This is a genomic window from Curtobacterium sp. PsM8, from assembly GCF_030433875.1.
In the GTDB taxonomy this organism is placed as follows: Bacteria; Actinomycetota; Actinomycetes; order Actinomycetales; family Microbacteriaceae; genus Curtobacterium.
Window position 1 is genome coordinate 19412 of record NZ_JARUXD010000005.1, and the last position, 21416, is coordinate 40827.

The window sequence follows — 21416 nt, forward strand, 5'->3', positions numbered from 1 at the left end:
CCTGTAGACGCACTCAGCGGGCGCACCTCTGAGCGATGTCCCAGACAACGTCACCAGGGGTGACCGCGTGTGCGATCCGGTCGGTGCCGAGGGCCTCCGCGGGCTGCTCCACCGTCGCCGCTATGCCTCTGGGGCAGCGGTTCTGCCTTCCGCCCGGGCCGGACGGTGGCCGCGCGGGGCCCGTCCGGAGGCTCATCCACACCCGCCGATGAGGGGATTCCGGCGGTCGTCGAGGAGGTCGAGACGGATTCGCTCTCGCGTCAGGACCGATCTTCGCGTAGCATCGCTGGTGGCGTGTGGGTGGACCACCTGCTGGGCGGTCTCGACCACCAGGCAGAACTCCACCTGTTCCCGAGCATGGCGTGGCCAATCCTGCGTTGTGCGAAGGCCCTCGTGTGTGAGCATTGCGAACAACACGGGGTCCCGTACACGAAGACTCCAATCTTCCGCACCTACGGGATCGTCGCCTGGTTTCACAACCGGGTCGATCTCGAAGCGTGCGACCCGTTCACCTGCCCGATGGTGAGTGCACTTCCGATTGCGCTGAACCTCTGATCTCCGTCGCCCCGCTCGATGCCGGGTGCCGCACAAAGCTCGACGGCCATGCCGTCGAAACCCGCGGTGGTGGAATTCTCTCGCCGCGCACGTAAGAAAGTAAGGAACGCCGAAATGGCAACTGGGACTGTCAAGTGGTTCAACAACGAAAAGGGCTTCGGCTTCATTGCGCCGGACGACGGCAGCGCTGACGTCTTCGCCCACTTCTCCGCGATCGGTGGCAACGGCTACAAGTCGCTCGAGGAGAACCAGAAGGTCGAATTCGAGATCACCGAGGGCCGCAAGGGCCCGCAGGCGGAGAACATCACCGTCATCGGCTAACACCGGTCTTCGCGAGCGCCGGGTCTGAGGAGCAATCCTCGGCCCCGGCGCTTCGTCGTTCCCGGGGTCGGACAGCCACCACCGACGGATGCGCACCCGACGGCAGCGCACCCTCAGCTCAGGACGAACTGCACCGACTCCGCCGACGTGATCTCCCCCACCGCGACCTGCAGGTGGTAGCTCGCGCCCCCAGCCGTCACCGAGGCGCGTGCGGCGTCGCACGTCGTCGCGGAGGACCGGGTGCGGTCCCAGGCGATGGCGGGCGTGGTGAGCTGCTGGCCGGCCTTCAGCGTGACGTCCTGGTCGGTGCCGCCGGTCTGGCAGTCCTTCGACGACCAGTACTGCTCCTTGCCGGACGTGATGGTCAGCACCTGTTGGGCGGACCCGAGGTCCATGTGGCAGGAGTTCGACCCGGTGTTCTTGATCGACATCGCGATCTTCGGGTCCTCGCCAGCGGCGTAGACGCGCTTGTCGAGGACCGGCGTCAGTGCGATCTGGTCCGTGGCGCAGGCCGCGCCGTCCTTGCGTGCGGCGGCCGACGGTGTGGGTGAGCTCGACGGCGCGCCCGAGGCAGACCCCGACGCGCCGGAGCTCGCAGACCCCGAGCCCGAACCAGCACCGGCATCGGCAGCTGCCGACGACGCCCCACCACCGGGAGTCGGACCGGCCGCAGGAGCGCCGTTGCCCCGGCCGACGACGATGAGCACGACGACGACCACGACGAGCAGGACCACCCCGAGCACCAGGGCTCGGCGGCGCCAGTAGGTCCCCGGACGCTCGGGGCCGACGGGATGGCGGAACGACGACATGCGCACAGGCTAGACACCCGCGCGGGACCGGCCGAGGTCCCTCGCCGGGCGGCCGGGCAACCCGTCAGAGGATCTTCAGCATGCGGGTGTTGCCGAGGGTGTTCGGCTTGACCCGGGCGAGGTCCAGGAACTCCGCGACCCCTTCGTCCGACGACCGCACCAGTTCGGCGTACACCTCGGGCGGGACGACGGTCTCCCCGATCTCGAGGTACCCGTGCTTGGCGAAGAAGTCGACCTCGAACGTCAGGCAGAAGATGCGGGCGACGCCGAGTTCGCGGGCGTCGTGCTCGAGTGCCTCGAGCATCCGGTGCCCGACGCGCTTGTGGATCCAGTCCTGGTCGAGTGCCAGGGTCCGGACCTCGGCGATGTCGTCCCAGAACACGGCGAGAGCGCCACAGCCGATCGGCGTCCCGTCCGGTCCTTCGGCGATCCGGAACTGCTGGATCGACCCGTACAGAACGACGTTCTCCTTGCCGAGCAGGATCCGCCGGTCGACGTACGGGGCGATGAGCCGCTGGATGTGCGGCACGTCGGACGCCAGCGCCGGACGCACCAGGATCCCGTGGTCGTCGCGTTCCGAGAAGGCGTGCCGTCCGTGCTCAGTCATCCGCCCCAGCCTACGTCGCCGCCGTCACACGGCGTCACGGGGGACATCAGCCAGGACACTGCACAGGCGCACCGGCCTACCGTCCGAGACACACCAGCACGACGAGCAGGAGGAGCAACCATGCCCCAGATCATCGAGACCGTCGACGTCAGCGTCCCCGTCCGCGCCGCCTACGACCAGTGGACCCGCTTCGAGGAGTTCCCCACGTTCCTCGACGAGGTCGAGAAGATCGTCCAGGTCGACGACACCACGACCGACTGGACCGTGAAGGTCGCCGGCCAGGAGCGTTCGTTCCGTGCCCTCATCACCGAGCAGCACCCGGACGAGCGCGTCGCGTGGACCGTCAAGGACGGCGACACCGAGCACGCCGGCGTGGTCACCTTCCACAAGCTCGCTGACGCGGAGACCCGTGTCACCGTGCAGATCGACTGGGAGCCTTCCGGCTTCCTCGAGAAGCTCGGCTCCGCGGTGGGCGTCGGCGGGCACGCCGTCAAGAAGGACCTGCAGAACTACAAGGAGCGCGTCGAGGCGGCCCCCACGGCCGACGGCTGGCGCGGTGACGTCCAGGCCTGATCCGCCGGACCGCACACAGACGGGAGGCCCGGTACCAGCTGGTACCGGGCCTCCCGTCTGTGGTGTGGCTGGCTGACTAGCCCTCGATCTCGCCGGTGGGCGCCTCGGGCGCCTTCTCGAGCGAGGGAGCGCCGGTGAGGACCTCTTCGCGGCCCGGCTGACGCCCGGTCTCGAAGGTGAACGCACCGTCCACGAAGTCGACCTTCACGTGGTCGCCCGCGGTGAGCTCACCCTGCAGGATGTGCTCGGACAGCTGGTCCTCGACCTCGTGCTGCATCGCGCGGCGCAGCGGTCGAGCACCGAGGGACGGGTCGAACCCGACCTTGATGAGCTGCTCCTTGGCCGGCAGCGACAGCTCGACGGTCATGTCGCGGTCGAGCAGACGGTCGGCCAGACGCTTCACGAACAGGTCCACGATCTGCAGCAGCTCGGGCTGCGACAGCTGCGGGAACACGATCGTGTCGTCGACGCGGTTCAGGAACTCGGGCTTGAAGTGCTTCTTCAGCTCCTCGTTCACCTTGCCGCGCATGCGGTCGTAGCCGACGGCCGAGTTGCCCTCGACCTGGAAGCCCACCGGGCCACCCGCGATGCCCTGCGAACCGAGGTTCGTGGTCATGATGATGACGGTGTTCTTGAAGTCGACCACGCGGCCCTGACCATCGGTCAGACGCCCCTCTTCGAGGACCTGCAGCAGCGAGTTGAAGATGTCCGGGTGGGCCTTCTCGATCTCGTCGAACAGGACCACGGAGAACGGCTTGCGGCGCACCTTCTCGGTGAGCTGGCCGCCCTCTTCGAACCCGACGAACCCGGGAGGGGCACCGAACAGACGCGAGACGGTGTGCTTCTCGCCGAACTCCGACATGTCGAGGGAGATCAGTGCGCCCTCGTCGTCGAACAGGAACTCGGCCAGGGCCTTGGCGAGCTCGGTCTTCCCGACGCCCGTGGGGCCGGCGAAGATGAACGAGCCGGAGGGACGGTTCGGGTCCTTCAGGCCGGCACGGGTGCGTCGGATGGTCTTGGAGAGGGCCGAGATGGCCTCTTCCTGACCGATGACGCGCTGGTGCAGCGCCTTCTCCATGAAGACGAGACGCGAGGTCTCCTCTTCGGTGAGCTTGAACACCGGGATGCCCGTGGCCTGGGCCAGGACCTCGGCGATGATGCCCTCGTCGACGGTGCCGGACGCGGCGACGTCACCGGCACGCCACTGCTTCTCGAGTCGGAGACGCTCGCCGAGGAGCTTCTTCTCCTCGTCGCGCAGGCTGGCGGCCTTCTCGAAGTCCTGCTCCTCGATGGCGGCTTCCTTCGACCCGCGAACGGTCGAGATCTTCTCGTCGAACTCGCGGAGCTCGGGCGGCGCCGACAGGATCGACAGACGCAGGCGGGCGCCGGCCTCGTCGATCAGGTCGATGGCCTTGTCGGGCAGGAAGCGGTCCTGCACGTAGCGGTCCGCCAGGTTCGCCGCGGAGACGATCGCCCCGTCGGTGATGGACACCTTGTGGAACGCCTCGTACTTGTCGCGGAGGCCCTTGAGGATGTTGATCGTGTGCGGCAGCGACGGCTCGTTGACCTGCACCGACTGGAAGCGACGCTCGAGGGCTGCGTCCTTCTCGAAGTGCTTGCGGTACTCGTCGAGCGTGGTGGCACCGATGGTCTGGAGCTCACCGCGGGCGAGGAGCGGCTTGAGGATCGAGGCCGCGTCGATCGCGCCCTCGGCAGCGCCGGCACCGACGAGCGTGTGGATCTCGTCGATGAAGACGATGATGTCGCCGCGGGTACGGATCTCCTTCGTGACCTTCTTGAGGCGCTCCTCGAAGTCACCGCGGTAGCGGGACCCGGCGATGAGCGACCCGAGGTCGAGGGAGTAGAGCTGCTTGTCCTTCAGCGTCTCGGGCACGTCGCCCTTGACGATCGCCTGGGCGAGGCCCTCGACGACGGCGGTCTTGCCGACGCCGGGCTCACCGATCAGGACGGGGTTGTTCTTGGAGCGACGGGAGAGGATCTGCATGACCCGCTCCATCTCCTTCTCGCGCCCGATGACCGGGTCGAGCTTGCCGTCGCGCGCTGCCTGGGTGAGGTTCCGACCGAACTGGTCGAGGACCTGCGAACCCTGCTGCGCGTTCTGCTGCTGCTCGCCGCCGACGGCGACCGCTTCCTTGCCCTGGTAGCCGGACAGGAGCTGGATGACCTGCTGGCGGACCCGGTTGAGGTCGGCGCCGAGCTTCACGAGGACCTGGGCTGCGACACCCTCGCCCTCGCGGATGAGGCCGAGCAGGATGTGCTCGGTCCCGATGTAGTTGTGGCCGAGCTGCAGCGCTTCGCGCAGGGACAGCTCGAGGACCTTCTTGGCGCGCGGCGTGAACGGGATGTGCCCGGTCGGCTGCTGCTGGCCCTGCCCGATGATGTCCTGCACCTGCTCGCGGACGGCATCGAGGGAGATACCGAGCGACTCCAGCGCCTTGGCGGCGACGCCCTCGCCCTCGTGGATGAGGCCGAGGAGGATGTGCTCCGTACCGATGTAGTTGTGGTTGAGCATCTTCGCTTCTTCTTGAGCGAGGACGACAACACGACGGGCCCGGTCGGTGAATCTCTCGAACATGTGCTCTCCCTTGGCCCCGAACGAACGGGGGCCGACAGCCGGACTCGTGTGAGTCCGGTCACGTACATCGAGACTAACCAGCGCTCCCCGTCAGGGCTGCCCCTGTTCGCCGTGGGCGTGACCTCGGGTCGTCCGGCGCACTGCGCGGATCGTCACGCCCGTCGCCCGGCTCGGCGGACCGCCCGACGGAGGCGCCGCGGATCGGCTCCGACCGCCTCGAGGACCTCGTGGGCACCACCGAGCAGCGGGTCGTCGACACCGTCCAGGACGGCGAGCAGGACGTGGTGCGGTCGGACCCGCTCGTGGGGTCCGGCGATCTGGGCGGCGTGCGCGAGGATCCGGGCCACGGCGGGCGTGCAACTGATCCGGTCCTCGTGACGGTCGCCCGGCGGCGGCCCGACGATCGCGCGTGCGGCACAGCGCACGGCGTCGACGGACAGCCCGTGGTCGGCCAGCACCGTGCCGAACCGCGGCATGCCGGTACACAGGGCGACGGCGGCGAGGAGCAGGTGCTCGGCGTCGACGAAGCCGTACCCGATGGCGCGGGCTTCGTGCTCGGCCAGCAGGGCGATCTCCCGCCCGCGTCGGACTTCGGGCACGGCGACGGAGAGCACGGCAGTCTGCATCCATGCAGAATACGAGATATGAGTACGAAACGGAAGGGCGGTGAGAGCATCCGCCGACGCCGAGGGGCCACCGGTACGATCCGGTGCATGGAGCAGCCCGTCGTCGGCCTCGTCGTCCACCCGTCGAAGAACGTGCAGGAGTCCGTCGAGGTCCTGGACCGTTGGAACGCGTCCGGTGCCGGCCGTCTGGTCGCCCGGCGGATCGACGCAGCACGCCTGGGCAGCGCGATCGACGCCGTCGACGACGACGAGTTCACCGACACCGTCGACCTGGTCGTGGCACTGGGTGGCGACGGCACGATGCTCGGCGCCATGCGACTCGTGGCCCGCCGCCCGGTGCCGGTGCTCGGGGTCAACTACGGCAACGTCGGCTTCCTGGTCGAGATCGAACCGCCCGAGCTCGAGTCCGCGCTCGAACGGCTCTCCGCCGGCGAGTACCAGCTCGAACCGCACCACGCGCTGGAGGCCCGGCTCTCGTGGGGTGGATCCCGCACGGACTACCTGGCCTTCAACGACATCACGATCGTCCGACGCCCGGGCGCCGGCCAGGTCTCCGCCGACCTCAGCGTCGGCGGGCTCGGGTACGGCTACTACCGCGCGGACGCCATCGTCGCCTCGACCCCGGCGGGCTCCACCGCGTACAACTACGCCGCTGGCGGCCCAGTGCTCTCCCCCGCGCTGTCCGGCTCGGTCGTGACCCCGGTCGCGCCGATGGCCGGGATCGACCGCTCCGTGGTCCTCGCCGCCCGGGAGCGCTACCGCTTCGACATCGCCGAGGGCACCCGCAGCGCCGCCCTCGAGGTCGACGGGCTCGTCGTCGGCGAGGTCGCCACCGGCGCGCAGCTCGAGGTCCGGCTCCGGAAGGACGCCGGCAGCGTGGTCCGCCTGGACGCCGAACGCCACGGCCGGACCGGCCGCCTCAAGCTCGGCCTCCTGGACCTGCCGCTCCGTCCGGACCAGCTCATCGAGCTGATCCCGCACGACCTGCGGCAGAAGCTGCACCGCGAGACCGAGGACTGACGCGATCCGCGCCTCCCGTCCGACGCGTCGCGCGCACCGCCGGACGGGAGGCCCGTGGAACGACGGAAGGCCCGCCCGGTTCACACCGGACGGGCCTTCGCATGTGACCTACTCGGTCAGGTACAGCTGCATGTCCTGCGAGACGGCCTTCGCGAACAGGCGGAGCTTCGCACGCGACTCGACGCGGCTGACGGCCTGACGCGTGGTGTGCACGATCTTCGAGATCTCGTCGAGCGTCATCGGCTTGTCGTCGTCCAGGCCGTAGCGCATGCGGATCACGTTGGCTTCGTCGCTCGGCAGCTCGGCGACGATGGAGCGGATGTCGCGGTGCAGCAGCGTCGTCTCGGTGAGCTCGTTGGGGCTCGCGGCGTCCTCGTCCTCGATGAAGTCACCGAGTTCGCTGTCGTCCGAGTCGCCCACGACCGTGTGGATCGAGACCGGCTCGTGCGAGCGGCCCTTGAGGTCGACGAGTTCCTCGACGCTCATGCTCAGCTCGGCGGCCACTTCCTCCGGCATCGGCGCACGGCCGAGGTCGACGGTGAGGTCACGCTCGGTGCGCGAGATCTTGTTGATCAGCTCGACCGTGTGCACCGGGATGCGGATCGTGCGTGCCTTGTCGGCGAGACCACGCGAGATCGCCTGGCGGATCCACCAGGTGGCGTAGGTCGAGAACTTGTAGCCCTGGGTGAAGTCGAACTTCTCGACCGCACGGACCAGACCGAGGTTGCCCTCCTGGATGACGTCCATGAACGGCAGGCCGCGCTGGGAGTAGCGCTTGGCGATGCTCACGACCAGGCGGAGGTTCGAGGTGATCATGCGCTCCTTGGCACGCTCACCGTCGCGGACGAGCCAGCGGAGTTCGCGCTCGAGCGACTTCTCGAGGCCGGTCTCGGTGTGGAGCTTCTCCTCGGCGAACAGCCCGACCTCGATGCGGCGGGCGATGTCGGCCTCTTCCTCAGCCGTGAGGAGGGCGAGCCGGCCGATGTGACGCAGGTAGTCGCCGACCTGGTCGACGGACGCACCGCGGACACCGGCGAGCTGCTCGTCGGCCTCGACCTCGGCGACGGTGTCGAGCGTGGTGGCCTCGGCGGAGGTGGTCTTGGGCGCTGCCTTCTTGGTGCGGCGCGAGGTGGTGCTGGGTGCGGCCGTTGCGATCGCCATGGTGACTCTCCCTGCCTGTGACGGTGTTGTCCTTCGTGGGCTGAGACCGAGTTTGGCGGGCCGGGGGTGTACCCCACAAACCACCACGATCGATTCTCAGGCTTCTCCGTGCTTCGTCATCGGGGGACATCGGTGCGGGGTACAGCTCGCCCGGGCTGCTCTCACGCTCGATCCGCGCTGTGCTGCCGATCGGCGAGGAATCACAACGGTGTGACTCGTGCTGCGCGCCGAGGGGGACACGTGTACCCCGGGGTGCAACGCGTTCCGGACAACGAAAAAGGGGTACGTCGCACCGGATCCGACGATCCAGCTGACGTACCCCGAAGGAGTACCCGTGCGGGGGTCATGACCCCGCTGTCACCACGACGGCTCGAGCCATCCGTCGCGGTTCTTCGAGACCTCGAGGTCCGGGTCGCGGTCGAACTCGTCGTACTCGCTCTCGATGTCACCGACGAGGCTGCGGGACGCGGTGGGATGCAGGATGGACATGCCGACGATGGTCACACCGTCGGGCGTCGGCGGGGTGAACACGGGCTGTCGGCTCGGTGTCGGCCCCTCCCGGGTCAGCCCCACCCGGGACGGCGTCGGCCGGCAGCCCGGTCCGTCAGGCCGGCGGGTGCAGGACCGCGAACGACGGGGTGCGGTCGCGCTCGATGTGCGAGTAGGCCAGCGCCTCGGCCATCCGCTCGTCGCCCCGGGCGATCGCGGCGGCGAGCTCGACGTGGTCGTGGAAGGCGTCGTGCACGTCGAGCGCACTGGTCAGGTAGAAGAGCCACTGCACGCGGCCGGAGACGGAGCGCATCGAGGCCTGCAGCAGGCTGTTGCCGGTCATCGCGACGATCGCCTCGTGGAACCGGGTGCTCGCCTCTGCGATGCGGTACGGGTCCCCGTCCTCGACGACGCTCTGCGACCAGGCGAGCGCCGCCTCCAATTCGTCTGTCGGGACTCCCCGACCGACCGCACGGGCGGCGTGCCCGGCGGCCCCGACCTCGAGCACCTCACGCAGGTCGAACAGCTCGTGGATGAGCCGGGAGGTCCATGTCGACACCACGGCCCCACGACGCGGTGTGCTGGTGACGAAGCCCTCGACCTCGAGCATCGGCACGGCCTCGCGCAGGGGCACGCGGGACACCGCGAGCTCCTCGGCGATCCGCGTCTCGGCGAGCTTGTGCCCCTGGGGGTACTCGCCGCGGATGATCGCTTCGCGGAGGCGCGCGTGGATCTGCCGCGGCAGCGACAGTGCGGGCTCGGTGGTGGTCATCGGGTCAACCTTCGCAGACTCGGGCGGCGGTCCACCGGGGTTCACGGGGACCAGACGGGGCACCGGGGCTGCTCCCCGGTGCCCCGCGTGTCACTTCTGGAGCCCGAGCTTGCTGAAGTCGAGCTCGTTGGCGCCGATGTTGTGCGCTGCCGCGACGCCGGTCAGCCACTTCTGCGAGACGACCCAGTCCTTGTTGTAGGACAGGTTGTAGTAGCAGCCGGTCGCGGCGTACTGCTGCGCTGCCTTGCCGTAGAGCGACTCGTCGCCGGTCTGCAGCGCCTGGTCCAGGGTCTTGTCGACCGCGGGCACGTCGCACCCGAAGTAGTTGATGCCGCCGGACTTGTCCCAGAACACGTGCCCCCACATGTACGGGGAGCCGCCGTCCGGGCCGTTGTTGCCGTCGAAGAACGCATCCGGTCCGCTCGTCGGGTCGTTGATCCACCCGAAGACCTGCGAGGTCGGGTACGACTTCGCGGTGGCCTTGATCCCGAGACCCTGCAGTGCCGCCGCCTGGATGTTCGCCATCTGCTGCGCGTTGGTGTTGCCGCTGGCGTAGCCGATCGTCATCGTGGTGCCGGCGGGCAGCCCCTTGGCGTAGGCCTTCATCGCCCCGGGCTCGTACGTGGTCTCCTGCTTGTCCGAGCCGTCGGAGAGCATGCCCTTGGCGTACAGGGTGGTCGCCGGCTCGGAGCGGCTGCCGAGGACCTGCTGCACCATCTTCTTCTGGTCGATGCTCTGCAGGAAGGCGATCCGGGCCTCCTTCGTGGCGAAGAACGACTTGGTCGGGTTCACCGTGACCAGCGCGGACTGCAGCGTCGGCAGCATCGTGCTCGAGAACTGCTTGCTGTCCTGGTACTTCGACAGGCTCGACGACGGCAGCGCCGCGACGATGGTCGACACGTCGCCGCGGTCGAACGCGAGCTGCAGCGCGGACACGTCCGAGTAGATCGGCAGCTTGATGGTGGTGAACGGCGACTTGGTGCCCCAGTAGCCGTCGTACCGCTTCATCGTCCACGAGCTTCCGGGGTCCGCGGCGATGATCTCGTAGGGGCCGGTGCCGGCGTCGTGGGTCTGCAGCCAGGTCTGCGCGTCGTCGGAGCCGGCGTGTGCACGGAGCGCGGTCGGCGACTCCATCTTCGGGCCGAACGGTGACGCCAGGTAGTCCAGGAAGGCCGAGTTCGGGCTCTTCAGGGTGACGACCGCGGTCTGCGCATCCGGGGTCGCGACGCTCTTGACGCCCTCGACCATGTAGGCCGCGCCGCCCTTGACGGCGATGCGGCGGTCGAACGCCGTCTGCACGGCCGCCGAGGTGAACGGGGTCCCGTCGTGGAAGGTGACGCCCTTCCGCAGGTGGAACGTGTACTCGGTGTTGTCGTCGCTGACCTGCCACGAGGTCGCGAGCCGCGGCGCGATCTGCACCTTGTCCGTGTCGTTCGCGTACTGCACGAGTCCCTCGTACGCGTTGAGCACGATGGCCAGGCCGTTGTTCGCGTAGTAGATGTCGGGGTCCGGCGGCTGACCGATGTCGCCGAGCAGGCCGACGGTCAGGGTGCCGTCGGTCGGGGCGGCGTTCGGGGCCGCGGCACCGGCACCGGAGCAGGCGGTGAGGACGAGCAACGGCACGGCGGCCGCGGCGACCAGGGCGGCGCGGGTGCGACGCCGGAGGGTGGTGAGCTGCACGGGGGATCTCCTTCAGGGCGGTGGGGCACAGGTGGAGCAGGTGAGGGTGCGGGGTGGTGGGGGGGAGGTCAGGCGAGGCGCGGGTCGGCGGCGGTCTGCAGGAGGTCCGCGACGGTGTTCACGACGACGTAGACCGCGCCGAGCACGAGGGTCACCGCGGCGATCGCCGGGTAGTCCGACGTCGGGATGCTGTTCGCCAGGTAACTGCCCATGCCGGGCCAGCTGAAGACCTGCTCGACGACGACGTCGCCGGCGAACATGAACCCGAGCTGCAGGCCGGACATCGCCAGGGCCGGGCCGACGGCGTTCCGGACGACGTGGCGCGCCAGGATCGTCTCCTCGCCCAGCCCCTTCGACCGGGCGGTGCGGACGTGGTCGGCGACCAGGGTGGTCTCGAAGCCGGAGCGCAGGATCCGCCCGATGGCCAGGGCCGGCGCGATCGCCAGCACGGTGGCCGGCAGGACCAGGTGCGACAGCTCCGACAAGACTCCGCCGTCGCCCTGCCCGGAGGCCGGCAGCCACCCGAGCTGCGCGTAGAACAGGATGATGCCGCCGAGGGCGAGCAGGAACGGCGGCGCGGTCGCCCCGACGAGCAGCACACCGCGGTACACGCCGGAGAACGGCCAGCGCAGGGCACCCGACGCGGCGAACAGCCCGGCGAGCACGAGGGCGATCGCGAACGCCGCGAGCACGAGCTGCACGGTGGCGGGCACCGCCGACGCCAGATCGGTGGCGACCGGGCGGTGCGTCCGGAACGAGGTGCCGAAGTCGCCGTGCAGGGCGCCCCCGACGAACCGCAGGAACTGCACGGGCAGCGGGTCGTCGAGCCCGAGCCGCTGCCGCTCGGCGTCGACGGCGGACCGGGAGGCGTTGGCGCCGAGCGCGGCCCGGGCCGGGTCCCCGGGTGAGACCTGCTGGAGCAGGAACACCACGACGCTGAGGACGAGCAGCACGACGACGAGCGAGCCGATGCGGCGGAGGACGTACGAGACCACGGCGCTACCTCCGGGCGATCAGGGTGCGGACGCCGTCACCGGCGAGGTTGGACACGAGGCTCAGGAGGAGCACGGCGGCACCCGGCACGACCGGGACCCACCAGGCGCTGAGCAGCAGTTGCGTGTTGGCGGCCGTGTCCGCGCCGAGCTCAGCCGCGGGTGCGGGCTGCCCGAGGCCCAGGAACGACAGCCCGGCGAGCAGCAGCACGACGTTGCCGATGTCCAGGCTCGCCGTCACGATCGCGGTCGGGACCGCGCCGGGCAGCACGTGCCGGAGGACGAGCCGGGCACGCCCGACACCGGCGAGCCGGGCGGCCTCGACGTGCGGGCGGGTGACGGTGGCGCGGACCTCGGACCGGATGATCCGGGCGTAGTACGGCCACCAGACGACCGAGATGCCGACGAGGGTGTTCGTCAGACCCGGGCCGAGGGCCGCGACGATCGCGATCGCCACGAGGGTCGACGGCAGCGCGAGGAACAGGTCGGTGACCCGCATGAGCACGCTGTCCAGCCAGCCGCCGGCGACCCCCGCGGTGGCGCCGACGACCCCGCCGACGACGAGCCCGACGGCCACCACGGCGAGCGCCGACAGCCACGACGTCTGCAGGCCGAACAACGTGCGGGAGAGCACGTCCCGCCCGATCGAGTCGGTGCCGAACAGGTGCCCGGGGGTGCCGATCGGCAGCTGGGCCATCGCGACGGGCTGGATGGGGTCGTCGGGTGCGATCAGCCGGGCGACGAGCGCCAGGACGGTGAGCGCGACGAGGAGCCCGACGAGCGCCTTGGCCGTGCGCCGACCGGCGTGCACGCCCGAGGTCGGCCGGAGCGTCCAGCGCGGGGCGACGACGGCGGCGCTCATGCGGGCACCGCGATCTCGGGCACGGACGCGACGAGCGTCCGGGTGTACTGCTCCTGCGGGTCGTGGATCACCGTGTCGGCGGGTCCGGCCTCGATGACCCGGCCGCGTTCGACGACGGCGATGTGGTCGCCCATCAGCCGGGCGACGGCCAGGTCGTGGGTGACGAACAGGACGGTCATGGCGAGCTCCCGACGCATGTCACGGATGGTGTTGAGGGTCACGGCGGCCAGCGAGGCGTCGAGGGCGCTCGTCGGTTCGTCGCAGAGCAGGACCGCGGGCCGGACGATGGTCGCGCGGGCGAGGGCCACCCGCTGCCGCTGGCCGCCGGACAGGTCGGCGGGGCGCAGGCGGGCGACGGTGGCGGGCAGGCCGATCGCGTCGAGCGCCTCGGCGACGCGTCGGTCGGTCTCGGTGCGGCCGAGGCGGGCGGGGACGAGTCGTTCGCGGAGGGTCTCGCCGACCGTCATCCACGGGGTGAGCGAGGACCCGGCGTCCTGGAAGACCATCTGCGCGCCGCCCTCGGCGACGGTGATGCGTCCGGACCGGGCCGGGACGAGTCCGGCGACGGCGCGGAGGACGGTGGACTTGCCCGATCCGCTCTCGCCGACGATCGCGAGGGACCGGCCGGCTGGCACCCGGAAGCTGACGCCGCGGACGGCCTCCACGGTGCGGGCGCGGCGTCCGCGGCCGGTCGTGTAGGTGCAGACGAGGTCCTCGACGACGACCCCGTCCGCGGGCGTGGACGCGGCGGTCGCGCCGGGTGCGACGGTTGCGCCGGTGGTGGATCGGTCTGCCTGCGTGGGCCGGTCCTCCACTGTCGGCCGGGAGGCCCGCCCCGCGTCGTCCGCGCCGGTCACCCCGGGTGCGCTGGCCGCGTCCGGCAGGGCCCCGGTCGCGCGGACCGTGTCGGCGTCCCGCCAGCACGCGGCGGCGTGGTCGGGCGCCGGGACGGAGGCGTCGAGGCCGGGCATCTCGGTGGCGCACCGGGCGACGGCGAGCGGGCACCGGGCGCGGTACGGGCAGCCGACCAGGCGCTCGGCCGGGTCGAGGGTGTCGGCCGGCAGTGCGGGGAGCCGGGCGTCCCGGTCGAGTGCGAGGGACAGCCGCGAGCGGAGCAGACCCGCCGTGTACGAGTGGGCCGGGGTGCCGAGGACCGCGGCAGTGGGTCCGACCTCGGCGAGACGGCCGGCGTACATGACGGCGATCCGGTCGGCGATGCGCGAGGCGACACCGAGGTCGTGGGTGATGAGCAGGACGCTGCAGCCGTGGTCGTCGCGGAGTTCCTGCAGCAGGTCGAGCAGCTGCGCCTGCACGGTGACGTCGAGCGCGGTCGTGGGTTCGTCCGCGACGATCAGGGCCGGGCGACCGGCCATCGCGATCGCGGCCATGACGCGCTGCCGGAGTCCGCCGGAGAGTTCGTGCGGGTAGACGCTGAACCGCAGGTCGGGGTCCGGGACGCCCATGCTGTCGAGGAGCGCGACCGCACCGGCACGGTCGGGGCCGGCCTCGGTGATCTGCCGACCGATCCGCATCGTCGGGTTGAGCGAGGTCATCGGGTCCTGGAACACGGCGCCGAGCGAGGACCGTCGTGCTGCCCGGCGTTCGGCGTCGGTGCCGCGCACCATGTCGGTGCCCTGCACGGTGACCTCGCCGGTGACCTCGGGTCGGGCGGCGTCCGGCAGCAGGCCGAGCAGGCTCATCGCGAGCATGCTCTTGCCGGAGCCGGACTCCCCCACCAGCCCGACGATCTCGCCCGGGGCGACGTCCAGGTCGATGCCGCGGAGCACCTCGGACCGTGCCCCGTCCCGCTCGAGCGAGACGTGCAGGTCGCGGATCGTCGCGGTCGTCATGCGGTCGGCTCCCTGGTCTGGGCGACGGATCCGGCTGCTGTCTCGGCTGCGGCGAGGTGCGCGGCGATCGCCCGGGGCTGGGTGAACCAGACCCGGTCGGCGTGCGCCGTCATGTGCCGGAGCGCCCGGTCGAGGGCCCGCAGCCGGAACGGAGCGCCGGAGATGAAGGAGTGCACGACGACGCTCATCACGAGCGGCTGGTCGGCGGAGCGGTCGAGCAGCTCGTCGAACTCGTCGACCACCATGTCGGCGAACTCGGTGGCCGACGCACCTCGACCGACGACGGTCGTGCTGTCGTTCACCTCGAGCGCGTACGGCAGCACGAGCAGGTCGCCGTTGCGGGTCGGGACGGTGACGGGCCGGTCGTCGAGCCGGAGGTCGAGCAGGTACCGGTACCCGGTGCCGGCCAGGCTGTCGAGCGTGGACGTGGTGTGGCTGAGCCAGGGGCTCGACCACCCGCCCGGGGCGGCGCCCTCCTCGGCGGTGATGCGGGCGGCGACCCCGGCGAGGTACGCGGCCTCGCCGGCTGCGGACATGCCGACCAGGGAGTCCGAGTTCGACGTGCCGTGCCCGATGAACTCGGCGCCGACCTCCCGCGCGGCCCGGATCAGTTCGGGTGCGGTGTCGTAGACGGCGGTGTTGAGGAGCACGGTCGGCGGGATGCCGGCGCGGTCCAGTCGCTCGAGCAGCCGGAACGCCCCGACGCGGTTGCCGTAGTCGCGCCACGAGGTGTTGACGAGGTCGGGGGCGGCGACGTCGGGCACGATGTCCTCGGTCCGGCCGACGCCGAACCGGTACTCCTCGAGCCCGACCGCGACGTAGACGGCCAGGCGCTTGCCGTCCGGCCAGGCCGGTCCGCCGGGAGCGGTGATCGGCCGGTAGGGCCAGAGGTCGTGCCCCGGCGCGGTGGCCCGGAGGGTGTCGTCGGCGCTCATGCGGTCATCCCGTTCGTGGTGGTCCGGTGTGCGGGTGCGATGCCGCGGTCGGGCAGGCCGAGGTCGGTCGTGGCGGCACGGCGGACGACGGCGGCGTAGGCGGGGCGGAGCCGGTCGGCGTCGGCCCAGGTGCGCTCGAGGGCGGGGCGGCGGGCGGCGTGGAGTTCGCGGGCCTCTGCGAGCAGGGCGTCCTCGTCGACCGAGGTGACCCGGCCTCCCTCGGCGACGACCGTCCCGGCGACGACCGTCATCCGGACGCTGGTGCCGGACTCGCAGTACACGAGCTGGCCCCGCAGGTCGTTGAACGGGGTGAAGGCGGGCGCATGCAGGTCGAGGAGCGCGAGGTCGGCCTCCGCCCCGACCGCGATCCGGCCGACCGTGCCGAGCGCGGTCCGGCCGTCACGGCGCATGGCCGCGGCCCCGCCGTCCCACAGTGCCTCGAGCACCTCGGCCGGTCGTGGCCAGCGGTCCGGGTCGTCGCCGGTGACGGTGTGGATGAGACCGGCCTGCTTGACGACGCCCCAGGTGTTCACGGTGTCGTCGCAGATCGCCTCGTCGACGCCGAGTGCCACCCGGATGCCGCGGTCCCGCATCGCGCGGAACGGCATCACGCCGCTGCCGAGCCGCAGGTTCGACACCGGGTTGTGCGCCACGACCGCGTCCGCCGCGGCGATCAGGTCGAGGTCGTCGTCGTCGACCCAGACCGCGTGGATGACGTTCACCCGGTCGCTGAGCAGCCCGAGGTCCGCCGTGTAGCGGACCAGGCTCCGTCCGGCGAACCGCGGCTGGCCGCTCGACGGGTGCGAGAGGGCACGCTGCGTGCGGGTCTCGAGCATGTGGGCGAAGAGCGGCACGTCGTGGGTGCGGCTGAGGTCGTCGAGTGCGCCGAAGTACTCCGGCGAGACCCGCTGCGGAGCGGAGATCGACACGGCCGCGGTGAGTCGACCGTCGGCCGCCCCGTGCCAGGTCCGGAACAGGTGGTCGTAGGCGTCGAGCAGGTCCGCGGCCGATGCGGCGGCGGGGGCGTGCAGCGCGCGGGTCGTCGCCTCGTCGGCGCCGAGGCCGTCGAGCCCGATGTCGTCGAGGAACGGCAGCTTCTCGACGTCGGGCAGCTCCGGCTGGTCGAGCGCGACGGAGGCCCGGATCCCGCTGTCCGCGTACGCCTGCATCACGGCGTCGATGACCTCTGGGTCGGGCGTCGGCATGAGGAACGCGTCGTCCTGCACGCTGGTCGTCCCGGTGCGGAGCATCTCGAGCGCGCCGAGCATCGTCCGGAGGTACGCCTCCCGCGGGGTCGGCGTCAGGGCAGGGTCCGACGGGGACTCGTAGAGCATGAAGGTCTCGAGCGGCCGGCTCGGGAACGCACCCTTGAGGTGGTTCGCCGGCGAGTGGAAGTGCGCGTTGACGAGCCCGGGCAGCACGATGTGGTGCCCGCGGCCGTCCACCACCCGGACGTCGGCGGGCGCCGCGGCCCGCGCGGTCGGCCCCACCACCGCGATGGTCGTGCCGGTGACCAGCAGGTCGGTCGGACCGGTCATGCCGGAGGGTTCCTCGGGCGCCCACAGCAGGACGTCGGTGAACAGGACGCTCATCCCCAGACCTCCCGGGTGGTGGCGGAGCCGACGGGCTCGGCGAAGGTGCCGGCGCGGGACGTCGTGATGCCCTGCGCCAGGAGTCCCTCGACGGCGACGGTCGCCGCGGCCACACCGTCGATCACCGGTACCCCGAGCGAGGTGCGGAGCGCACCGACGAGATCGGTGAGGCCGGCGCACCCGAGCACCACGGCCTCCGCACCGTCCGTCGCCAGGGCGGTGCGGGCCTCCTCGGCGAACGCGGCGTAGGCCGGGCCGGCACCGGACTCGATGTCCGCGACCGCGACGTCGACGGCCCGCACGGTGCAGCGGTGGCCGAGCCCGAGGGCGCGGACGACGCGGTCGGTCATCGCGATCGTCCGCGGCGGCATCGTGATCACGGTGAAGCGGTGGGCGACGAGCGCGGCGGCCTGCAGTGCGGCCTCCGTCATGCCGACGACGGGGCCGGCGGCGCGTTCGCGGGCGGCGTCGATGCCGGTGTCGCCGAAGCAGGCGATGACGTACCCGTCGACGCCGTCCGCCTCGCCGCGCTCGACCTGGGCGAGGACGCCGGCGGCGCCGAAGACCTCGTCGACGGCGGTCTCGACGGACGCGGGGGCGGTGGTCGAGCAGCTGGCGGTGACGGTGGTACCGGGGCGGGCGACGGCGCGGGCCGCGGCCGCGACGGCGTCCGTCATCGGCTGACTCGTGTTCGGGTTGACGATGCGCACCTCGGTCACCGGACCGCTCCCGTCGTCGATGTGGCTGTTGCTGGCGCCGGCGTCGTCGCCGCGCCCGCTCGGGTCGGTTCGGTGTCGGCGAGCAGCCCCGCCACCCCGTGTGCCCCGATCGCGACGCGCGCTGCGGCCGCACCGGCCCGCGCGGCCTCGACCGGGTCGGCGCCACGGACGGTCGCGGCGGCGAAGGCCCCGCAGAACGCGTCCCCGGCGCCGGTGGAGTCGACGGGCTCGACGGCGTCGGTCGGCACCGTGACCACACCGGCGGCGGTCGCGACCAGGCATCCGCGCTCGGCGGTCTTCACGACGACGACGTCGGGGCCGGCCTCGAGGAACCGCCGAGCCGCGGCCTCCAGGTCGGTGGTGCCGGCGAGCCGGACGGCCTCCACCTCGCTCGGCAGGAACACGTCACAGGTGGCGAGCAGCGCGAGCAGCTCGTCCTCGTGGCCGAGCACGTAGTCCTCCTGCAGGTCGAGCAGGACGGTGGCGTCGGTCCGCTCGCGGAGCCACGGCCCCAGCGCCAGCTGCGCGCCGAGCGACATCGCGGAGACCAGGACGCCGTTCGCGGTCAGGGCGTCGGCTCCGACGTCCGCCGGGTACACCGACATGGCGTCGAACGCGGCCTCGCCGTCGAGCAGGTCCCACGTGCGGCTGCCGTCGGGTGCGTAGGTCACGCGGTTCCGGACCGTACGGCCGGCACGCGGGCGGCTCGGTTCGACGCGGATGCCGCGGTCGACGACGGCCTGGAGGAGCGTGGCCGGCAGGTCCGTCCCCACCGGTGCGAGCATGCGGACGTCCGTCAGCTCGCGACGGGCGGCCAGGGCGGCGAAGAGCGCGTCGCCACCGAGTGCGGTCGTCGTCGCCCCACCGACCACGAGGTCGTCGATGGTCAGGTTCCCGATGCAGAGCAGCGAGTCAGCCATGCCGGGCCTCGGCGGTGGTGAACTGCGCCATCGCGAGCAGGTACCCGGTCAGCTGTGCGGGCAGGACGGTGAGCAGCGGGCTGAGTGCCTCGGCGATCGCCGGGACCACGACGACCTCGTCCGCGATCGCGTCGAAGGCGTCGACACCCTCGGTCGTGACGACGTACACCGCACCGCCGAACCGCTTCGCCTCGCTGGCGGTGTGCACGGCCCGGGGCACGGACGGCCCGGCCGGCGCGATGACCCAGATCGGTTCGCCGCGCTTCAGCGAGTTGTAGTGGTGGAACTCCTCGACCTGGATCGCCTCGGCGTGGTCGGGCGTGCACTCCTTGACCTTCGCGGCGCCGATGATCGCGCTGCCCCAGCTCGGGCCGGCGCCGGAGAACAGGAAGGTGCCCGCGCTCTGCTCCCGCTCGGCGATCGCGCGGAGGCGGGGCTCGGTGGTCGCGATGACGTGCTCCATCAGCTCCGGCACCGCCGCCAGCTCACGGCGGAGCCCCTCGGCCGCCGGCACCCCGGCGAGCACACCGACCCGCGTGGCGAGGTCGAGCAGCAGCGCGAGGGCGGTCGTCGAGGACTGGGTCGGCCAGCCCACGCGGGTGGCCCGGAGCCGCAGGGTGCGTGCGGACTCGACGTCCAGGGTCGAGCCCGTCGTGTTCGTGATCGCGACGACGAGGGCACCGGCGTGCTGAGCCATCAGCGCGGCCTCGACGGTGCGGGTGGTCTCCCCCGAGCTCGACAGGGCGATGACGACGCTGCGCTCGGTGACGAGCGGGGCGCCGTAGTAGGCGAGCTCCAGGCTCTGCACCGGCTCGACGGGCACCCGGAGCATCTGCTCGAGCACCTGCCGGGCCGCGATCGCGACGGCGAGCGAGTCCCCGGCGCCGGTCACGAACACGCGGTCGACCTCGGATCGGGCGATGAGGGCGGCGAGTTCGTCCAGGTCCTCGTCGTTCGCGGCGAGGGTCTCGCGGATCCGGTCCGGCTGGGCGATCAGTTCCGGGAGGGTCGCCTCGTCCCGGGCACGACGCTTCGGGTCGAGGGGGTGGTCGGTGGGCAGGGCGACGATCGAAGCGTGCTCGGCGGCGGAGACGCGTTCGACGACCTGCTGCTGCCGGGCGTCGAGCGGGCTGTCGACACCGATGAACGGGCTCGGCGGGGTGGCGGTCATGCGCGGTGTCCTGTCGTGTCGAGGGCCCGGCCGAAGCGGGCGGCGGTCTCCGGGTCGATGCGGGCGTCCGGGGCACTCGAGCGCTTGATGGCGCTGCCGAGCACCACGCCGTCGGACCGGCGGACGGCGTCGTCGATGGTGTCGAGCGTCACCCGGCCACCGACGACGAACGGCACGTCGGCGACGGCTCGCAGTCGTTCGATGTCGTCCAGGGCGTCGGCGACCCCGCTGTCCCGGGTGACGACGAGTACGTCTGCGAGGCCGAAGTCGTGCGCCTCCTTGGCGGCCCACGCAGGGCTGCCGGCCAGGGCGAGACTCGTGGCCTCGTGCACGTCCGCCCAGACCTCGACGTCCGCTCCGAGTCGGCGGCGCATCGTCGCGACGTCGTGGGCGCACCCCTCGATCCAGCCGGTCGGGCCGACCGAGACGCCGGTGAGGACCTTGACCCGCACGAACGTCGCACCGATGGCGTGGGCGATCGCGACCGCGCTCGGGCCGTCGTTGTGGCCGACGACCACGCCGACCGGGACGTCCACGGCCCGGGTGACAGCAGCGCCGACGACCGCGAGGGCGGCGACCGTGGGGGCGTCGACGCGGACCGCCTGGGGCATGTCGCTGGCGTCCTGCACCATCACGTGCGTGAAGCCCGCGGCGACGAGCGCGGCGGCGTCCTCAGCGGCCCGTTCGGCGATCGCGGAGACGGGGACGCCGGCGTAGTTCACGGCGCCGGGCAGGGGCGGGAGGTGGAGGACTCCGACGAGGCGGAACGGGGCGAGAGGCACGAGCGAAACGGTATACAGTTCCGCGTTTCGGTCGCATGAACGCGTGTTTCAGCCAGATGAAGCGCGGCCGTGGACTCTAGTCCAGCAGAGAAAAGCCCTGCTCAGGAGCCGTGTGGCTTGTTCCGGGCTGCGAGCAGTCTCGCCTGGATCAGTCGGGGCAGAACAGCCTGTATACGGTCAGTCCGCAGTCGGAGGTGCGGTCGACGTCACGCCACGCTCACGCTCGAACCGGGCACGCTCTTCGGCCTCGATCTTCGTGTACGCGGCCCGCTCGGTCCGGTCGGCACGGATGATCGCGCGCATGATGAACCAGAAGATGACACCCAGCAGGATCGTCGGGGTCAGGGCGAAGACGACTCCGGAGACGATTCCATGCGGCATGGT

At 71.4% G+C, this 21416-nt stretch carries 22 protein-coding genes; 4 read left to right on the top strand and 18 right to left on the bottom strand.

What is annotated here, in order from left to right; translation table 11 throughout:
- The first annotated feature begins 294 nt into the window (after positions 1-294).
- Positions 295-555, top strand: coding sequence for a hypothetical protein (locus QCD68_RS01855; protein ID WP_367316820.1), 261 nt, complete (start codon positions 295-297; stop codon positions 553-555).
- A 114-nt stretch (positions 556-669) separates the two neighbouring features.
- Positions 670-876 (top strand): transcription antiterminator/RNA stability regulator CspE, encoded by a 207-nt coding sequence (cspE, locus tag QCD68_RS01860; protein WP_065963953.1) that lies wholly within the window; start codon positions 670-672, stop codon positions 874-876.
- Between the two features lie 113 nt (positions 877-989).
- Here the strand turns inward: cspE and QCD68_RS01865 are convergent, their stop codons facing one another.
- The gene (locus tag QCD68_RS01865) at positions 990-1685 is read right to left on the bottom strand and encodes a hypothetical protein (RefSeq protein ID WP_111075223.1); all 696 of its coding nucleotides are present in this window, start codon (positions 1683-1685) and stop codon (positions 990-992) included.
- A 64-nt stretch (positions 1686-1749) separates the two neighbouring features.
- Positions 1750-2292, bottom strand: coding sequence for an amino-acid N-acetyltransferase (locus tag QCD68_RS01870; RefSeq protein ID WP_181439282.1), 543 nt, complete (start codon positions 2290-2292; stop codon positions 1750-1752).
- A 120-nt stretch (positions 2293-2412) separates the two neighbouring features.
- Between QCD68_RS01870 and QCD68_RS01875 the strand changes: the two genes are divergently transcribed.
- Positions 2413-2865, top strand: coding sequence for an SRPBCC family protein (locus QCD68_RS01875; protein WP_111075225.1), 453 nt, complete (start codon positions 2413-2415; stop codon positions 2863-2865).
- 76 nt (positions 2866-2941) lie between these two features.
- Here QCD68_RS01875 and QCD68_RS01880 read toward each other — a convergent pair whose 3' ends face one another.
- Together QCD68_RS01880 and QCD68_RS01885 are read right to left on the bottom strand one after the other, a co-directional pair.
- Entirely contained in the window at positions 2942-5461 is a 2520-nt protein-coding gene (locus QCD68_RS01880; protein WP_111075227.1) for an ATP-dependent Clp protease ATP-binding subunit, read from the bottom strand.
- Between the two features lie 152 nt (positions 5462-5613).
- Positions 5614-6087, bottom strand: a complete 474-nt coding sequence (locus QCD68_RS01885) for a Clp protease N-terminal domain-containing protein (RefSeq protein WP_301221804.1) — start codon at positions 6085-6087, stop codon at positions 5614-5616.
- 87 nt (positions 6088-6174) lie between these two features.
- Here QCD68_RS01885 and QCD68_RS01890 point away from each other — a divergent pair, with 87 nt between their 5' ends.
- The gene (locus tag QCD68_RS01890) at positions 6175-7107 is read left to right on the top strand and encodes an NAD(+)/NADH kinase (protein ID WP_111075231.1); all 933 of its coding nucleotides are present in this window, start codon (positions 6175-6177) and stop codon (positions 7105-7107) included.
- A gap of 108 nt (positions 7108-7215) precedes the next feature.
- Here the strand turns inward: QCD68_RS01890 and QCD68_RS01895 are convergent, their stop codons facing one another.
- From QCD68_RS01895 to QCD68_RS01960, 14 genes are all read right to left on the bottom strand, one after another.
- Positions 7216-8268: a sigma-70 family RNA polymerase sigma factor gene (locus QCD68_RS01895; protein ID WP_301221805.1), complete on the bottom strand. Its 1053-nt coding sequence runs from the start codon at positions 8266-8268 to the stop codon at positions 7216-7218.
- A gap of 357 nt (positions 8269-8625) precedes the next feature.
- Entirely contained in the window at positions 8626-8757 is a 132-nt protein-coding gene (locus QCD68_RS01900) for a hypothetical protein (protein WP_258366217.1), read from the bottom strand.
- Between the two features lie 115 nt (positions 8758-8872).
- A complete protein-coding gene (locus tag QCD68_RS01905; RefSeq protein WP_221849022.1) occupies positions 8873-9529 on the bottom strand; it encodes a GntR family transcriptional regulator in 657 nt (218 codons plus the stop codon).
- Positions 9530-9619: 90 nt separating this feature from the next.
- On the bottom strand, positions 9620-11209 hold the full coding sequence (locus tag QCD68_RS01910; RefSeq protein WP_301221806.1) for an ABC transporter substrate-binding protein: 1590 nt from the start codon (positions 11207-11209) through the stop codon (positions 9620-9622).
- Positions 11210-11277: 68 nt separating this feature from the next.
- Positions 11278-12204 (bottom strand): ABC transporter permease, encoded by a 927-nt coding sequence (locus QCD68_RS01915; RefSeq protein ID WP_301221807.1) that lies wholly within the window; start codon positions 12202-12204, stop codon positions 11278-11280.
- A gap of 4 nt (positions 12205-12208) precedes the next feature.
- Positions 12209-13063 (bottom strand): ABC transporter permease, encoded by an 855-nt coding sequence (locus QCD68_RS01920; protein ID WP_301221808.1) that lies wholly within the window; start codon positions 13061-13063, stop codon positions 12209-12211.
- Positions 13060-14913: an oligopeptide/dipeptide ABC transporter ATP-binding protein gene (locus QCD68_RS01925; RefSeq protein ID WP_301221809.1), complete on the bottom strand. Its 1854-nt coding sequence runs from the start codon at positions 14911-14913 to the stop codon at positions 13060-13062. Before QCD68_RS01925 ends, QCD68_RS01920 begins: the two co-directional genes overlap by 4 nt.
- Positions 14910-15848, bottom strand: coding sequence for a polysaccharide deacetylase family protein (locus QCD68_RS01930; protein WP_301221810.1), 939 nt, complete (start codon positions 15846-15848; stop codon positions 14910-14912). The genes QCD68_RS01925 and QCD68_RS01930 overlap by 4 nt, the downstream gene beginning before the upstream one ends.
- Positions 15845-17440 carry an amidohydrolase family protein gene (locus QCD68_RS01935; protein ID WP_301221811.1) on the bottom strand — a complete coding sequence of 532 codons (1596 nt, stop codon included), beginning with the start codon at positions 17438-17440 and terminating at the stop codon, positions 15845-15847. The genes QCD68_RS01930 and QCD68_RS01935 overlap by 4 nt, the downstream gene beginning before the upstream one ends.
- On the bottom strand, positions 17437-18159 hold the full coding sequence (locus tag QCD68_RS01940; protein WP_301221812.1) for an aspartate/glutamate racemase family protein: 723 nt from the start codon (positions 18157-18159) through the stop codon (positions 17437-17439). The genes QCD68_RS01935 and QCD68_RS01940 overlap by 4 nt, the downstream gene beginning before the upstream one ends.
- On the bottom strand, positions 18156-19079 hold the full coding sequence (locus tag QCD68_RS01945) for a carbohydrate kinase family protein (protein ID WP_301221813.1): 924 nt from the start codon (positions 19077-19079) through the stop codon (positions 18156-18158). The genes QCD68_RS01940 and QCD68_RS01945 overlap by 4 nt, the downstream gene beginning before the upstream one ends.
- On the bottom strand, positions 19072-20250 hold the full coding sequence (locus QCD68_RS01950) for an SIS domain-containing protein (protein WP_301221814.1): 1179 nt from the start codon (positions 20248-20250) through the stop codon (positions 19072-19074). The genes QCD68_RS01945 and QCD68_RS01950 overlap by 8 nt, the downstream gene beginning before the upstream one ends.
- Positions 20247-21032, bottom strand: coding sequence for a BtpA/SgcQ family protein (locus QCD68_RS01955; RefSeq protein ID WP_221849032.1), 786 nt, complete (start codon positions 21030-21032; stop codon positions 20247-20249). The genes QCD68_RS01950 and QCD68_RS01955 overlap by 4 nt, the downstream gene beginning before the upstream one ends.
- 177 nt (positions 21033-21209) lie before the next feature.
- A complete protein-coding gene (locus QCD68_RS01960; protein WP_301221815.1) occupies positions 21210-21413 on the bottom strand; it encodes a hypothetical protein in 204 nt (67 codons plus the stop codon).
- Between the last annotated feature and the right edge of the window lie 3 nt (positions 21414-21416).

Bases quoted from the DNA above. Each gene is read 5' to 3' on its own strand.
- QCD68_RS01935 (WP_301221811.1), bottom strand. From the start codon at position 17,440: ATGAGCGTCCTGTTCACCGACGTCCTGCTGTGGGCGCCCGAGGAACCC.
- QCD68_RS01865 (WP_111075223.1), bottom strand. From the start codon at position 1,685: ATGTCGTCGTTCCGCCATCCCGTCGGCCCCGAGCGTCCGGGGACCTAC.
- QCD68_RS01950 (WP_301221814.1), bottom strand. From the start codon at position 20,250: ATGACCGCCACCCCGCCGAGCCCGTTCATCGGTGTCGACAGCCCGCTC.
- QCD68_RS01890 (WP_111075231.1), top strand. From the start codon at position 6,175: ATGGAGCAGCCCGTCGTCGGCCTCGTCGTCCACCCGTCGAAGAACGTG.
- QCD68_RS01870 (WP_181439282.1), bottom strand. From the start codon at position 2,292: ATGACTGAGCACGGACGGCACGCCTTCTCGGAACGCGACGACCACGGG.
- QCD68_RS01925 (WP_301221809.1), bottom strand. From the start codon at position 14,913: ATGACGACCGCGACGATCCGCGACCTGCACGTCTCGCTCGAGCGGGAC.
- QCD68_RS01960 (WP_301221815.1), bottom strand. From the start codon at position 21,413: ATGCCGCATGGAATCGTCTCCGGAGTCGTCTTCGCCCTGACCCCGACG.
- QCD68_RS01900 (WP_258366217.1), bottom strand. From the start codon at position 8,757: ATGTCCATCCTGCATCCCACCGCGTCCCGCAGCCTCGTCGGTGACATC.
- QCD68_RS01885 (WP_301221804.1), bottom strand. From the start codon at position 6,087: ATGCAGACTGCCGTGCTCTCCGTCGCCGTGCCCGAAGTCCGACGCGGG.
- QCD68_RS01905 (WP_221849022.1), bottom strand. From the start codon at position 9,529: ATGACCACCACCGAGCCCGCACTGTCGCTGCCGCGGCAGATCCACGCG.
- QCD68_RS01875 (WP_111075225.1), top strand. From the start codon at position 2,413: ATGCCCCAGATCATCGAGACCGTCGACGTCAGCGTCCCCGTCCGCGCC.
- QCD68_RS01930 (WP_301221810.1), bottom strand. From the start codon at position 15,848: ATGAGCGCCGACGACACCCTCCGGGCCACCGCGCCGGGGCACGACCTC.
- QCD68_RS01895 (WP_301221805.1), bottom strand. From the start codon at position 8,268: ATGGCGATCGCAACGGCCGCACCCAGCACCACCTCGCGCCGCACCAAG.
- QCD68_RS01920 (WP_301221808.1), bottom strand. From the start codon at position 13,063: ATGAGCGCCGCCGTCGTCGCCCCGCGCTGGACGCTCCGGCCGACCTCG.
- cspE (WP_065963953.1), top strand. From the start codon at position 670: ATGGCAACTGGGACTGTCAAGTGGTTCAACAACGAAAAGGGCTTCGGC.
- QCD68_RS01945 (WP_301221813.1), bottom strand. From the start codon at position 19,079: ATGGCTGACTCGCTGCTCTGCATCGGGAACCTGACCATCGACGACCTC.
- QCD68_RS01880 (WP_111075227.1), bottom strand. From the start codon at position 5,461: ATGTTCGAGAGATTCACCGACCGGGCCCGTCGTGTTGTCGTCCTCGCT.